This is a genomic window from Bacteroides intestinalis DSM 17393 (genome assembly GCF_000172175.1).
GTDB classification, from domain to species: Bacteria; Bacteroidota; Bacteroidia; order Bacteroidales; family Bacteroidaceae; genus Bacteroides; species Bacteroides intestinalis.
In genome coordinates this window covers 331,910-346,303 of the sequence record NZ_ABJL02000007.1, presented here as the reverse complement: position 1 = coordinate 346,303, position 14,394 = coordinate 331,910, and the positions used below count along the sequence as shown (strand labels likewise).

Here is a 14,394-nt window from a genome sequence, read left to right as displayed (position 1 = left end):
TGTATCTTTAGGCATAAAGTATTTCGTTATGGCAAAGTTACATTTTCGTCCTTACATTCCCAACCAAACCGTTCTTTTTCCTCAAAGAATTGATGAAAACATTGCGTCGAACGACCCGGTTCGCATAGTTAACACAGTTGTTGATACTCTCCATCTTGAAGGTTTCAATAAACTTTATAAAGAAACCGGCCGCTGTCCTTATCATCCTAAAATGATGCTTAAGGTAATTATCTACGCCTACATGAATAATATCTATTCGTGCCGTAAAATAGAGAAGCTTCTCTTGCGTGACATTCATTATATCTGGCTTGCCGGTAATGAGCATCCGGATTTTATCACCATCAATCGTTTTCGTAACCGTGTAAAGGAGGAGATAAATAATGTATTCACCCAGTTAGTTCTTGTCCTTGCCGACAAAGGTTTCATCAGTCTTGAGGTGGAGTATATCGACGGCACTAAGATTGAATCCAAAGCCAACAAATATACTTTTGTCTGGCGCAAGAGTGTTGAAAAGCACCGCACGAAGTTGCTGGACAAGATTCGTATCCTTCTGGAACAGGTGGACGAAGCCATTGCACAAGAGAACTCCGTAAAAGACACACCCGCCCAATTCACTCCCGCCATGCTCTCTGACATAGTGGATGAACTTAAAGAAGTCCTAGAACACCAGCCTGCGACAAAGGATAAGGAACAAAAGAAAGCCCTGCGCGAAAAGAAGAAACAGCTCAAGGAACTTGAAGGGTATCGTGACAAGCTGATGGAATACGACAATCATCTTGACACTCTTGGAGAACGTAATTCCTATTCCAAGACTGATCCTGATGCCACATTCATGCGTATGAAAGAAGACGCCATGAAGAACGGGCAGACCAAGCCCGGATATAATTTGCAAATAGGTACTGAAAAACAATTTCTCATAGACTTCCGACTGTTTCCCAACCCTACCGATACACTGACGCTCATTCCTTTCTTCCACTCCTTCCAACATCGCTATAACCGCTTACCCGCTGTCGGGGTGGCAGACTCCGGTTACGGCTCAGAAGAAAATTACCGGTTCATGCAGGAGAACGGGATAGAAGCCTTTGTCAAGTATAACTTCTTCCATAAAGAACAGCGTCCCCGTTATACTCCCAATCCGTTCCATGCGGAAAGTCTCCATTACAATACAGAAGAGGATTATTACGTTTGCCCTATGGGGCAGCGCATGAACCGTATAGGGACCAGACGTGACAAAACTGCAAGCGGATACATCACCGAAAGTGCACGTTATAAAGCACAAAATTGCGAGGGTTGTCCTTTGCGTGGCAGTTGCTTTAAAGCCCAGGGAAATCGTATTATAGAAGTCAATCACCGGTTAAACCAATACAAACGGCAGGCACGGGAAAAATTGCTCTCAGAGGAAGGTATCAAGCATAGAGGCAGGAGGTGTATAGAACCGGAAGCTGTGTTTGGACAAATGAAATACAACATGGCATACCGCCGGTTCAGACATAAAGGAGAAGACAAGGTTACGATGGACTTTGCTTTCTTTGCTATAGCTTTTAATATCAAAAAAATGTGTGCTAAACTACTAAAAGCAGGAAAGGGAGGGACTGCACGCATTATATGTATTCTTATCAGAACAATTATGACGCAATATACGAGGAATATAGCCGCGTATTACCAAATTAGTGAAAAAAGAGTCGCATAGAGAAAAAAAACATTTAAATATAAAAAAAGGAGATGTGCCTTAGTTTTGACACATCTCCCAAAGGAAGAGGTAGCAATATTAAATATCTGCCCTTTGCTTTTACAGAATTAGGCGTAGCAATGTTAAGCAGTGTATTACATTCTTCTACTGCTATTGAAGTAAATAGAAATATTATGCGTGCTTTCGTTTCTGTGCGACAATATCTTTCTTCCACCAATAATACTACAAAGGAAATAGAAGAACTAAAGCAGCGCATGAAAGTCTTGGAAGACGGAAACGAAGATACAATTGCTGCTATCAATGACCTCAGCGAAGATACTCGAAAAGAACTTGATGATATTTATTTAGCCTTATCACAATTGGCAGACAAACAAAAACAGATTGCGCAAAAAAATAAATGTAAACCAATCGGGTTTGTCCATTATGACAACAAGAAATAGCATAAATTTTATAGGCATTTACTACAAAAAGGAAATAGGCTATTAGGAAATCTCACATATTCCAATAGCCCATTTCTAAAGAAAACTACTATTTTTATTTTGTACTTGCCAGCATCAAAGTTGCGTCAGCATCGTTCAATTCGTAAACACTCTTTTGGATGTTGCTGTCGTAAGCATTGCTCTTAGAGTTCCAACGGGCGTAGTTTACTGCAATTTCATTGTTATTGTATTCTACATTCATTTTGAAGTAAGGAACCCAGGCTTCTTTTACGCTGTCCCACTTGGAAGCTTCCTTGCTGGCTACGCGGTTTTCGTTATCGTAAGTATACGTGTAACGGAGGTGGCGGAACAGGCGACCGTCTTCGTTCTTAAAGATAGTCTTCGCGGTCATCAACTCACCGGTCATCTCTTCGTTCTTTACGTACTGGGTAGGATTGCTTGCACTTGCAGAGAAGTTCATTACGCTTGCCATTACTACTACCATCATTACCACTGCTTTAGAAATTAAGTTCGTTTTCATAATCGTTATTTTTTTATTGTTATTACTTCTTGGTTTTTGAAGGGAAGTCTTTGTCAACCGCCTTCGACAATATATAGTCAATTGCCGTGCCAAAACAATAAAGCATTGATTATCAATAACTATTCATTTTCAGAGAGTGTTCATAAACGGACAAGTGTCCGCACAAAAGCGAACAGAACAAGAATAAAAAGCGCAAGAAGAACAGGATAAAACAAATTAGCTACATTCGCAAACTCAATACCTTAGAATATGCAACCTGACTTAAAGGAAATCGTAGAACAATATGGTGTCATGGTATCTTCCATAGCACACCGCATGATACAAAACAAGGAAATCGCTAAAGAAGCGGCTCAGGAAGTCTGGTACGAAATCATCAAAAGCATAGACTCGTTCAACGGGGAATCCGGGTTATCGACATGGATATACACCCTATGCAAACGCACCATACTGCGATATGCCCGGAACGAAAGAATAGCCACAATGAATGAGTTGAGAGAATTCCGCGAACTTCCTGCCATTGATTATAACGGACAGGACCGGGATGAACAGGAATGGATAAAAGCATGCTGCGACTGGTGTCTGACAGCCCAGAACCATTGCCTGACGAACGATGCCCGGCTGATATTCATATTCAAAATAAACCTCAACCTGCCGTATAAGCAAATCAGTGAAATCATGGGCATAACGGAAGAGAGCGTCCGTCAGATTTCCTCCCGTTCCATCCGCAAGATTACTCACTTCATGAATGACACCTGTCCGCTATACAACCCGCAGGGGACCTGCAAATATCGGATATGCAAGCAAGTCACCTCGCTCAATCTGGAGAAAGAATATACCGCCATCAAGAAGATTATCCGCCTCGTCGACGTTTACCAACGGCTCGAAAAGGAACTTCCAAGAAAGAACTACTGGGAAAAATTTATTCCCTGAGCTGTCACAGAATGGAAAGCTTGCTCACTAACTACTATGTATAACTTAAATAAACTAATTATGAGCAAGATTGATTTTTTAAAAGAACAGATTATTGAATCGCGGAATTTTGTGAATCGTTTAGTATCAGAAATTCCGGAAAACCAGTGGTACACCATCCCCGAAGGCACTGACTCCAACTTCGCATGGCAAATCGGACATCTGATTATCAGTCAGAACTTTCATGCCATTACCTGCATCACCGGGAGGAATGAAGCCGTCAGCAAACTTATTCCGATGGTCGATTACGTAAAGGTTTTCAATGGAATGGGTACATTGCACCGCTCCACCGAAAAGAATTTAATTCCTGTGGCAGAGCTAAAAAAACAACTGGACGCTGTTCATGAGATATGTATCAGTAACCTGTCCCGCCTGGACGACCGTATTTTATCAGAAGATTTAGAGCCTATTCCCTTCAAACATCCGGTTGCCAATAATAAGTATGAAGCCCTTGCCTGGTGCTTCAAGCATGAAATGTGGCACAGTGCCGAGATGGAAGCGATAAAACGGGCATTGGGGCATCCTATCAAATGGATGTAATGGCATCAGCCTCAAGAGCCAGTTTTTCTTTTGGATAAATCAATAGAATACCTGAAAGGAAACTGTTGTACACTGGGGTTACGGAGACTTTTGACATCCTCTTGAAAGTAAAAAAAGAAAGCTTTATAGGAAAAATAAAAGAGTAAGAAGCTTTTTAATTCAAGAATTTACTATATTTGTGCTGCTGTTAATCGGCAAGGGGTATCCCTTCTGTTCTTTGAAATAAAATATCGAAGCGTTCAGCTTTTTTGCGTTCTAGAAAACTACCAATTTTCGTTGTGCCTTTGGCATAACATACAACACGTGAAAAATGACTGAACGCCTGCGTCTCTATAGGCGTGGGCGTTCCTTTCATTTGTGTTGTTGGGATTGGTAGTTCCTTCTAGAACATTTGAAAGTGTGACGTTCCACGCTTTTTTTGTATCCTTTTGGCAGCAAATTAGCATCAATATATAAAAAATAAAATACTCAAAGGTGAGTCAAATCGGGCCATGTGGAAGCCGGACGGCCGAAAAGTCGCAAACGCAACGCAATTGCATTGCTACTCACCTTTGACTATTTAAATTAGACCTGAAAACTTCAGCTCTGGTATACCTGCAAGCAAGGTAGACGGGAGGATGTGTTTTTACAGACACATCCTCCTTCTTCTGAGTCCCAGGACAAATAAAACATCTCCGCAAAATTGGTATAACAAATCTGTATACAATACTGCAATTCAAATCCCCATATATTTGCAACAAACCAAACAAACTATATAAGTATGAAGAACTTGGTATCTATTTGCACGGATTTGAATTAGTTGACGAGGAGACGAGTTAACAAGGGAACGAGGCTGTCTTTTTACTTTAAAAGTTATACAGCAGTTCTTCCAACGTAACACCACTATCCGCCCCCATCTTCTCCATACGGATACGTTTCAGACGTTTCTTCACAGAATCCCGCTCCAAATGCATCACCTGCGCCATGCCCGACTGGGATAATTGCATTTTCACCATACAACAATAACGCAAATCATCTTTATTCAGACTCGGATAGGTCTGTTGCAGGCGTTTCGTGAAGTTATTGAAGATGATGTCGGCATTCTGCACAATATCGTCCCAGTCTTCATCGGAAAGAATCACATTTCCCCCTCTTTCAATTTCCTGCACCACCTTCTGGCTGAGTCTCCTGAAAAAAGTTTCTTTCAGCTTAGCTTCCTTCTGCTCCAGCTCCACCATGCGCCGGAGGTTTTCGGAAGTGATCTCACGTTGCTGCGCCAATTCTTTTTCCTTTTTTACAAGCTGATGCTGCTGCGCCATCAGATGGTTGCGGTTACGGCGATAGATGAAATATACCGCACTTGCCACCCAAACCAGCAACAGAGAGATTGTAGTCATCCAATACACATTACGCTGCCTTTCCGCAGCCCGGGTACGCCAATACAGGTTTTCTACCGAAAGCTGTTCGTGTTTATAAAGCTCTTGCAATGCAATGGCTTCCTCAGTATGACGATACTTGCGTATGGTATCGGACAACTCAATGAAGCGCTGTAGCATAGGATAGGCATCTGAAGCACGGCCCATCTTATGATATATTTTCGCCATATTATTATAGGCGTCAGCCACCGAAGAAGGATTTGGGCTGGAGATAACTTTCTGAAAATAGTGATATGCCGAATCATATTGTCCCAGTTTCCCAAACAACTCCAACTTTGCCCCATAGAGCGAAAGAATTCTCACAGTATCCTTAGCCGGACGAAGAGCTATTGATTTATTTATATAATCCAGTGCTTTGGCAGGCTCTCCTTGCTGGGAATAGATACTACCCAGATTTGTATAGATGAAAGGAAGCTGCCGAGGAACAGAATCGGCTAAAGCCGCCTCATAGGCCGCCTGAGCATAATAAAGGGCGCTATCCAATTGATTCAGAAACAAATATCCGGTAGAAATATCGCACAAGGCCATATTCTTATAGAACATATTTCCCAAATCCAAAGCCGCTTTCAAGGCTTCTTTGGAATAACGCACCTTGCCGGAATATTCTTCCTGATTCAGGCAGACAACTCCCAACCAGGTATTCACCCGGTAGAGCTGCTCATGATTACCACTATTTTGCAGGAAAAGCAGAGCTTTCAGAAAAGATTGCATGGCATCGCTCATCCGGTTAAGCCGTCTGTCCAGATGTGCTTTGCAGTAAAGAGCCCGTTCGGCATAAAGAGAATCGCCCGATTGGCTGAAATATTTAATTGCAGGTAGCAGCAGGGTATCTGTAGTTGCATTCAACTGTTGCTTCCTGTGGACAGCCTCGGACATCAGTAAGGCATAAAGTGCATAATCGCGTTTCGATAAGTTATGCAACGGTTCTTTAATCTCATTCATCACTACTATGGCACTGTCTGTCTCCTTTTCCGCCATCAGCTTCTCCGCCAAGACCACGCGATTATCAGGTCCACAAGAAACCAACATACCGCCCCACAGGATTATTCCTATCAAACTCTTCAATCTCATCTTCAATATCGTGTTATTCGTACGAATCCATCATCACTTCTCCAGTCTCTCCATGAATCAATATCACTCTGGCCATATCCGGCTGAATGGAATCGCGTATATCAATCTCCCATACCGGAATACCTTTTTGCCCGTCTATATACTGATTTACACTGACGTGGGTAGTATCTGATAAATTAATATTCCTCAGTTTGGCAAAGATATGAATATCCCTCCATGTATACTTAAAAGCTTTTTCACTATTTTCGTGCAAACAAGAATCAGACGCCTGTGCCTGCTCATCTTCAGGAAAACGAACTTCTACTTTTTCCGACACTTTTGTTGCAGTCACCAAGTTAATCTTCCGTATTACTCCCCATCCCAGCCAGCCGTCCTCCAACTCTATTTTAAGATAGATGCCTCGTTCACCACTGAGCCGATATGCAGAGTCAATGGGCAAGTAGATGCGAGTGTAACGGTCACCTTGTATAAATATCTCCCCGTAAGAAAATGTATTCAGTAACCATGCAGCAGAACGTGGATTGTGACTCTTACGCGTCCGGTCGTGGGGAGCGATATTGACAATTATATACTCACGGGTCTGTACCCCGGAAGTAAAGCAACTGTTCAGCCAGAACAGAAAAACCACCAGTATATTGGTACACAACCCTACTACGGCAGCTCCACACATAAAAGCATAGACAAAGTTTCTCCAATGATACCATTTCCCTGTACTTCTCTTACGGGTATACGCCATCCAACTGCACATCGTTATCGCCATAAGCACAGCAACAATCTTCTGGTTCAGCCCTAAATAACCACCGGAAGAAAATGCGGTATGCATCAACATCTCTTCTTCCGTATGCCACACCCTGCAATGTAGAAGGAAAAGAAAGACGAAAACAGGCACTATGATTTTCCATAGCGCCACTTTTTTCTGCGTATCAATCGTTTTCCGCATCTTTAAGCATCTGCCTAATTACATCCGCATGATCGAGATAATCGTTTCCTGATAAGGTCAGGACATTGGTCAGACCGATAATATTGCTGTCAGAATCGTAAGAAGTCAGTAAGCAATACATCTCCTGCCCTAATTTATCCTCTTCCACATGAATCTGAACCGGTGCGCTGTATGCTCCGGGCAACTCTGCCAAATACTCAAAGTCTTTTCTGAGAAACGCTTCCAGGATTCTGTTTATATCGGTTTCATCGCGCTTGAACTTCTTCAAACCCACCTCTTTGATCTTACCCCCACTCTCGCTATTATAATAATCGAAATTGCTCAAATACGCTGCAAGCAGGCATATTAATACAGCAATTACTCCGACCGTCCGAACCAACCAACCCGCTACAGGGATAAAACCAGGAAAAATAACAATAATAACAGCGACTACAGCCAATCCATAATAAAGCATCGGCTTAACATTGTTCTTTCTTTTTTCAAATTTCACCGGGTTTGCTGCATAGAATTCACCCATATAGCTTGGGTAGAGTTTTGTTTGATTTTCCATAAATATTACTTTTTATAATGATTAATAATAGTTCCATCTTTCCTGGTTATCGTATGAAAACAAAAGTAAAAAGTAACCTGTAAATAATGAAACAATCGTGGGGGATAAATGAAGGGGACAACCCACAAACTAAACAACTGTTTTTCAAATAATAACTCGATAGAAAGGATAGACAAATAAGGGGACATTTGCATAAAGGAACTGATTCCATCAATAGCTTTTCATAAAGAACCAATGAAGGAGCAACATTACCTGCTACCAGACATATACTTTCTTGCTTGTCCCCATATTTTTATAATTACTACTATCTGATTCACTTTCCCGAACCGGATAACATCTTTTTCAGGAATCAGATATTTTCTCCGATTCATCTGCAAGAAAAGCAACTTCCTTTATAACTTGTATTCCAAAAAAAACGGGATAATGAAATTTATATCTCATTATCCCGGTATTTACATTCTTAATTACTAATGTTTCATTCTTCCAGCATCAGCCCCACACCTTTCACCGTTTTAATGCTGACTGATGAATCTTCAGCTATCAACTTACGAAGTTTTGTGACGAATACATCCAGGCTGCGGGAAGCAAAATAATCATCTTCCGTATTCCAGAACTTATCAAGAATGGCTTCACGACGTACTACATCCCCTCTGTTCTCACAAAGCATTTGCAACAGTCCTGCTTCACGGGCGGTCAATGTTTTGTTTTCACCGGATGAATGTTTCAATATGGCGTGCGTAGCATCAAGCACATATTCCTTTCCAATCTTGTAACATTCGCTTTCGTCCTTACTCTTTTCACCTTTGGAGAGTTTCAACAAAGCATGAATATGGGCATCCAGTTCTTCGGGAATGAAAGGTTTCTTGATATAATTGTTGGCTCCCAACTCATAGCCTTTCAATACATTTTTGGGAGAAACCAAACCGGAAGAAAAGATTATAGGCGTCTCTTTATCCACCTCACGGATACGCTTCACCATCTCATAACCATCCATGATGGGCATTTCTATATCCGAAAGAATGACATCGGGACGATGCTCCCTCCACATTGCCAATCCTTCTTCACCATTGGCAGCTGCCAACACCTCATAGCCCTCTATGATATCTTCCAATCCGCTCTGAACGATGTAACGCAGGCTGGGATCGTCCTCAACTAACAATAACTTTATTGTATCCATGTCTTTGATATGAATTGTATTAACTTCCGGTTGTATGCCACAAAAGTAATAAATTATTCGTTAACCCGAAGATAACATTGCGATATCATTCATTCTTATTGCTCCTACCCTGTCTTTACAACATCAAAAATCAGGATCGTATGGTCATGCCAAAAAGAATCATTACTTTTGGGCACCAAACTAAAAGTAATTACGATGAATAAAATCATTCTTATTCTGATTACCGCAAGCATGCTCTTCACAAAAGGATATGCCCAACAGGCAGAAGTCCTTACGTTGGGAGTCTTCCACTTCGAATTTCCCAATCTGGATGTGCAACAAATATCCGAAGAAGACCAGATAGATGTACTATCTCCTCAATATCAAAAAGAGATAGAGTTAATATCCAAGAAACTGGCACAATTCAAACCGGATGCCATTGTCATTGAATGGCCTTTATACAAACAGTCAGAGATAGACTCTCTCTATAACTCATACCTTACCGGCAAGCATGAGCTGAACAGAAATGAAATTCAGCAGTTAGGTTTCAGAATAGCCCGAATGTGCAATGCCAAGATATACTGTGCAGATGCTTGGGGAGCACACACTACCCACATAGAGAAACTGCTGGATGATGATGAAAGTAATGAATATCTGGCTTTTGAAGAAAGCTTCTCAAACTCTCCCGACTCTGCTTTGTACTATGAAGATGAACCCATATTCAAGCAGCAAGGGATACTTGCACAACTGATACATCTCAACGATCCGGTACATATCAAGAAAGATTTAGGAAACTATCTTATCAAGCATTTCAAGTATGAATCCGTCAAAGGCGATTATACCGGAACAGACTTTGAATCCGGAAGATGGTTCAACCGGAATCTAAGGATACTCAGGAATATCCAGCGGATTCCCGATACCGCCGGCAAACGGATACTGGTTATTTTCGGCGCAGCGCACATGAACATCCTGAACTATCTGTTTGAATGTTCTCCCGAATACAAACTACTGAATATAAACGATTACCTGAAGTAAATATCTACTTCTTCTATTTTATCGGAAATGAGAACTTTGGCGGCCTAATCGTAGGGCCGCCACCAAAGTCACCGCCGCCACGATTATCAAACACCGCGCTACGCAGAATCTCGTATATTATTCCACCTACATCCAACCCCAGCTTAAACTTCTCGAAGCGATAATAGGGTATCACAACGGGAACCGTCTGCCAACCTCCACGCATGGCATCGTAATAGCGCTGGGCACCGACCTCCATACCAAAACGCTCGGACATATCAAGAGATATCGTAGCACCATAACTATTAGTGCTCATCCCGTAAGAATTACCGATATCATACGAACCGAAGACATTGAAGGCAACCCGGTCGGAAGCACGATAAGTCAGCCTGCCCGCAGTACTGAAGGCTTGCCCGGTGATATGAGACATATTTATCTTCATGGCATTGGCACGAAGTTGCAACGATAGCCGATCGTTAAAGATATGCTGATATCCTAAGGAAGCATTATTGAAACGCCCGATGCCCGGAAGACTGGTCTGGCTCCCGGAACCGAATACCGCTCCATGAGGAAATTGCCTTAATACACCTCCTGTGCTATAATCGCCCCGGAATAGTGGAGAAGGATTTATATGATAGGGGATACGGAGTTCCTCTTTCAAGGAGAAAGAAGGTAAATCACCTAACTGTATAGGATTAATCAAAGGATATACAGTCTTTTCGGGAAGCAGGTTGACGGATGGAAGCTGAAATGCAGCTTTCGGCTTTATCAACATGCTATCAAGAGTGAAACGTGCACCATCTTCCTGTGCAGAAAGCAACTGCAAACCAGAAATGAACAGAAAAAATAATCCCCAACGAATTGGGAGCCAAGATATGCCAACCCTGCGTGTCATAATCTACCTCCTTTGTTTTTTACGGACTCTGTATACAAAAATAGTAAAAGCCTATCTGAATAACAAATAGTTGAGCACATTTCATCTTTGCCAGCAGGCTTTTTTAACGCAAGGGGAATTGTAGCGTAAATTCACTGTAACTCCCTTCCATACTTTCTACCTTCACCATACCGCCGTGGGCACTCACCACCTGCAACACATAATTCAATCCTAACCCGAAACCTGATGCACCCGTCTTACGACTGCCGGAAGCAATCCTCTCGAACTTATTGAATATCTTATGCTGTTCGCTCAAAGGAATACCAATACCGTTATCATGCACTCTAACAATGGTTTCATCCTCTGTCTTTTTACCTGAAAGAATAATCAGAACCTCTTCATTAGAGTACTTGACAGCATTGTCCACCAGATTGGAAAGTATCTCACGCAGACAGAAAGCATCCGCATAAACACTACATCCTTCTTCACAATCGATATCAAAATGAACCGTCTTCACCGCTTTCAACTGATACTTTTCCGCTATATCCCGCAGCAACGGTCTTAGGGCAATTTCTTCTTTATGTAGTTCCAGTTCTCCACGGTCTATCTCTGTCAGCATTACTACACGATTGGAAAGTGTCAGCAGATGTTCGCACTCATCTCCCATCACTTGCCTGTAGCGGACCAGCTTCTCCGGCTTATCCGCCAACTTACCACCTGCCAGGATATGCGCTCCCATCATAACAGACTGCAACGGTGACTTCATATCATGTATCATGGAGTAAGTAAAGTCCTTCTGAAACTGTTCCAACCGACGCTGTACCCGCAACATACGTATCTGAAAGAAAACACAGAGAGATACGAAAAGGAAAGCAATAAGCAGCGGCACCTGCATATACCAAGTGGCACTCATTATAGTACGTTGTGGTGAACGAACCACAGCAAAGATGCAGCTCGTACTATCCTTATCCAACGGAAACAACCGGGTAGTGATATCCCCGAAGTCAACAGCCGGACTACCTGTATAAAGTATCAACTCCCGGGACGGATATCTGATCCAATGGATATCCGCCCTATCCGGAAAACCTGTTTCCAAAAGCTGTTTTCTGAACACACTGTCGGCAAACTGCAAGGAAAACGGAATAGGCACACGGCTACGCAGACTGATCGTATCCTGTATATCATAAGCCATCTTCATACGGAAGCCTTCATCAAACTTATTGTAAAGATGCCGAATGGTAAGCAACTGTATCCGGTAGCGATAACCTTTCTCCAGATATACCTTATAAAGCTCGTCCATCATACGCAGCGGATAAGGGAGAAATTCTCCCGGCGAGCTATCCCAATTAAAATCAGGGTTAGCCTTAGTGAAAAGCGGATATCTATGTAAGTCTGCCTCCCGGTAGAAAGCCTCTTCCAATTGCTCCTCCGCCTGATACCGTATCTTTTGAGAGGTCGTGTAATACAAATATCCCGACCAGACAGCCAGCAACAGGAATACTCCCGCCAAGCTGACCATAGAAATTGCTTTAAGAGAAATAGGCCTGCCCGTACTTCTTTGCCGGATTTCTGCTTTGGCATGTGTCAGAGTAGCATTGGTTCTCTCAAAGAGTACGTTGCTTTGTGCCTCTATCTCTTGCCAGTTTTCTGTGGTTATCAAGTTCTTCATCCGGCTGACGGGATGTTTCATTTCTTCGGCCAACGTATAGAAGTCCTGTTGTTGTTTCTGCAAGTCATGCCGTTGGCGGAATACCGACTTCATCTGTACAATCAAGGCATAGACAGCCGTACCCAGCAATAGCCATGTAATGAATGACAGTAACAGAAGTCTCTTCTCCATCTCCTTGGCAGGGAAAGAAAGAATGGCACGGACAGCCTCCCCACGGGATTTAAAGGTGAAAGCTGTTTCGGAAGTAACAGCGGCAAAGTTACGGTTACTTACCTGAGGATTGGTAGTTGCCAGCACCTCATTTGTATTTACATTAATGCGCTCCACGGTCAGCGTCCCATCCATGTCTAACTTCCGCAACTTATTGTGCAACACGCTATCTATGGTGGCCAACGGAATTTCTTTTATTCCATACACCCGTTGCAAAGCCTGTGCCGCCTGTTGGGAAGTGCGCTTATTCCTTTCATCCCCATCTATCCGCTTGTATTTAGGATTGGGTGCATACGCTATGATAGCTATTGAATTATCAGGATAAGGAAGGTTGTTCACCAGATTATCCACTGTCTCCGTGAAAGACATCCAGAAGCACTTGTTCAGTGATTTCTCCGCTTCCTGCATCTGTGCATGAAAAGCATAAAGCATTCCGCCCAACTGTATCAACACAATAGCAATCAGACTCACCAGTGAAAGAGAGATGACAGTACGTAATTTCATCTTATCCGTTTATATTCGCCTGCAAAAATAGCAAATAACTATGGATCACGAAGTAATGCACTACTTTTTATATCGGACGAGAATGCGTTCTTTCCAGCCAATGGCAAGGCATGAGGAAAAGAAACGAACGGAAATCAGCATCTTACTGATTAAAAGAGGAATACAAAAATACATACAACTCTAAAAAAACAAGAGAGTTCTCCAGAGTCGTAAAAGTGTCGTTAACCTAATGATAACATTACGATAACATTCATCCTCATGCCCCTGCCCTATCTTTGCAACATCAAAAGTAACGAAATGTATAACTTAAAAAATAAAATCATTATGAAAGCTTTAGTATTATCAGTAGTATTCGCATTGACATCAGTAGTAAACGCAGTAAGTGGTAACAATGTAAAAGACTTCGCCTACAACAGTGAGAAACAGGAAAACGGGGTAGAAACCCAGACAGTCTATAAAATAAAAGAAGGCAAGTACCTGGAACGCCACCTGCAATACAACTACACACATGATGAAAAAGGACGTGTATCAGCAAAGGAAATCCTGAAATGGAACCAGGACAACAGCCGCTTCGAAAAACAGTATTGCCTCAACTTCAGCTACACCGATAATGAAGTAGGCGTGGAATATGTAGCATGGAACAGCAAAGACGGTGACTACACGAATGTGAAATCCAAAGCCGTTTATCAGATGAACGAGAATGGCATGAACTACATGGCTTACAACTGGAATGAGAAAAACAACTCCTGGAATCTGGTAACAGAACACAATGCAACAAATTGGAACAACGCTTTGCTGGCAAACAGATAATTACTCTAACAAGAATTCTCTC

General features: G+C 42.2%; 12 protein-coding genes and 1 pseudogene. 6 read left to right on the top strand and 7 right to left on the bottom strand.

Annotated elements, in window-relative coordinates; genetic code table 11:
• The first annotated feature begins 28 nt into the window (after positions 1 to 28).
• Positions 29 to 1,690 carry an IS1182 family transposase gene (locus BACINT_RS05360; RefSeq protein WP_007661193.1) on the top strand — a complete coding sequence of 554 codons (1,662 nt, stop codon included), beginning with the start codon at positions 29 to 31 and terminating at the stop codon, positions 1,688 to 1,690.
• An 80-nt stretch (positions 1,691 to 1,770) separates the two neighbouring features.
• Positions 1,771 to 2,130 (top strand): annotated as a pseudogene (locus BACINT_RS05355) (ORF6N domain-containing protein); the annotation flags it as partial.
• Positions 2,131 to 2,224: 94 nt separating this feature from the next.
• Here the strand turns inward: BACINT_RS05355 and BACINT_RS05350 are convergent.
• The gene (locus BACINT_RS05350; protein ID WP_007661191.1) at positions 2,225 to 2,650 is read right to left on the bottom strand and encodes a DUF3836 domain-containing protein; all 426 of its coding nucleotides are present in this window, start codon (positions 2,648 to 2,650) and stop codon (positions 2,225 to 2,227) included.
• A gap of 249 nt (positions 2,651 to 2,899) precedes the next feature.
• On the opposite strand from BACINT_RS05350, the gene BACINT_RS05345 reads away from it, so the two are divergent.
• On the top strand, positions 2,900 to 3,580 hold the full coding sequence (locus BACINT_RS05345) for an RNA polymerase sigma factor (protein ID WP_007661190.1): 681 nt from the start codon (positions 2,900 to 2,902) through the stop codon (positions 3,578 to 3,580).
• 60 nt (positions 3,581 to 3,640) lie between these two features.
• The gene (locus BACINT_RS05340) at positions 3,641 to 4,159 is read left to right on the top strand and encodes a DinB family protein (protein WP_021967396.1); all 519 of its coding nucleotides are present in this window, start codon (positions 3,641 to 3,643) and stop codon (positions 4,157 to 4,159) included.
• Between the two features lie 845 nt (positions 4,160 to 5,004).
• On the opposite strand, the gene BACINT_RS05335 is transcribed toward BACINT_RS05340, so the two are convergent.
• The 4 genes from BACINT_RS05335 to BACINT_RS05320 form a co-directional block, all read right to left on the bottom strand.
• A complete protein-coding gene (locus BACINT_RS05335) occupies positions 5,005 to 6,645 on the bottom strand; it encodes a tetratricopeptide repeat protein (protein ID WP_007661187.1) in 1,641 nt (546 codons plus the stop codon).
• Positions 6,646 to 6,658: 13 nt separating this feature from the next.
• Positions 6,659 to 7,585: a hypothetical protein gene (locus BACINT_RS05330; RefSeq protein WP_007661186.1), complete on the bottom strand. Its 927-nt coding sequence runs from the start codon at positions 7,583 to 7,585 to the stop codon at positions 6,659 to 6,661.
• Complete coding sequence (locus BACINT_RS05325; protein ID WP_007211368.1) at positions 7,569 to 8,135, bottom strand: hypothetical protein; 567 nt, start codon at positions 8,133 to 8,135, stop codon at positions 7,569 to 7,571. The genes BACINT_RS05330 and BACINT_RS05325 overlap by 17 nt, the downstream gene beginning before the upstream one ends.
• Before the next feature lie 475 nt (positions 8,136 to 8,610).
• Positions 8,611 to 9,312, bottom strand: coding sequence for a response regulator transcription factor (locus tag BACINT_RS05320; RefSeq protein WP_007661184.1), 702 nt, complete (start codon positions 9,310 to 9,312; stop codon positions 8,611 to 8,613).
• A gap of 195 nt (positions 9,313 to 9,507) precedes the next feature.
• Here BACINT_RS05320 and BACINT_RS05315 point away from each other — a divergent pair, with 195 nt between their 5' ends.
• Positions 9,508 to 10,326, top strand: a complete 819-nt coding sequence (locus BACINT_RS05315; RefSeq protein ID WP_007661183.1) for a DUF5694 domain-containing protein — start codon at positions 9,508 to 9,510, stop codon at positions 10,324 to 10,326.
• A gap of 13 nt (positions 10,327 to 10,339) precedes the next feature.
• On the opposite strand, the gene BACINT_RS05310 is transcribed toward BACINT_RS05315, so the two are convergent.
• The gene (locus BACINT_RS05310; protein ID WP_007661182.1) at positions 10,340 to 11,200 is read right to left on the bottom strand and encodes a hypothetical protein; all 861 of its coding nucleotides are present in this window, start codon (positions 11,198 to 11,200) and stop codon (positions 10,340 to 10,342) included.
• Between the two features lie 103 nt (positions 11,201 to 11,303).
• Positions 11,304 to 13,562 (bottom strand): sensor histidine kinase, encoded by a 2,259-nt coding sequence (locus BACINT_RS05305; RefSeq protein WP_007661180.1) that lies wholly within the window; start codon positions 13,560 to 13,562, stop codon positions 11,304 to 11,306.
• A 258-nt stretch (positions 13,563 to 13,820) separates the two neighbouring features.
• Between BACINT_RS05305 and BACINT_RS05300 the strand changes: the two genes are divergently transcribed.
• Entirely contained in the window at positions 13,821 to 14,372 is a 552-nt protein-coding gene (locus tag BACINT_RS05300) for a DUF3836 domain-containing protein (RefSeq protein WP_007661179.1), read from the top strand.
• The last annotated feature ends 22 nt before the right edge of the window (positions 14,373 to 14,394 follow it).

What these genes read in the sequence shown, in the direction of transcription:
- BACINT_RS05320 (WP_007661184.1), bottom strand. Translation starts at nt 9,312, where the DNA reads ATGGATACAATAAAGTTATTGTTAGTTGAGGACGATCCCAGCCTGCGT.
- BACINT_RS05350 (WP_007661191.1), bottom strand. Translation starts at nt 2,650, where the DNA reads ATGAAAACGAACTTAATTTCTAAAGCAGTGGTAATGATGGTAGTAGTA.
- BACINT_RS05360 (WP_007661193.1), top strand. Translation starts at nt 29, where the DNA reads ATGGCAAAGTTACATTTTCGTCCTTACATTCCCAACCAAACCGTTCTT.
- BACINT_RS05340 (WP_021967396.1), top strand. Translation starts at nt 3,641, where the DNA reads ATGAGCAAGATTGATTTTTTAAAAGAACAGATTATTGAATCGCGGAAT.
- BACINT_RS05325 (WP_007211368.1), bottom strand. Translation starts at nt 8,135, where the DNA reads ATGGAAAATCAAACAAAACTCTACCCAAGCTATATGGGTGAATTCTAT.
- BACINT_RS05330 (WP_007661186.1), bottom strand. Translation starts at nt 7,585, where the DNA reads ATGCGGAAAACGATTGATACGCAGAAAAAAGTGGCGCTATGGAAAATC.
- BACINT_RS05345 (WP_007661190.1), top strand. Translation starts at nt 2,900, where the DNA reads ATGCAACCTGACTTAAAGGAAATCGTAGAACAATATGGTGTCATGGTA.
- BACINT_RS05305 (WP_007661180.1), bottom strand. Translation starts at nt 13,562, where the DNA reads ATGAAATTACGTACTGTCATCTCTCTTTCACTGGTGAGTCTGATTGCT.
- BACINT_RS05310 (WP_007661182.1), bottom strand. Translation starts at nt 11,200, where the DNA reads ATGACACGCAGGGTTGGCATATCTTGGCTCCCAATTCGTTGGGGATTA.
- BACINT_RS05335 (WP_007661187.1), bottom strand. Translation starts at nt 6,645, where the DNA reads ATGAGATTGAAGAGTTTGATAGGAATAATCCTGTGGGGCGGTATGTTG.
- BACINT_RS05315 (WP_007661183.1), top strand. Translation starts at nt 9,508, where the DNA reads ATGAATAAAATCATTCTTATTCTGATTACCGCAAGCATGCTCTTCACA.
- BACINT_RS05300 (WP_007661179.1), top strand. Translation starts at nt 13,821, where the DNA reads ATGCCCCTGCCCTATCTTTGCAACATCAAAAGTAACGAAATGTATAAC.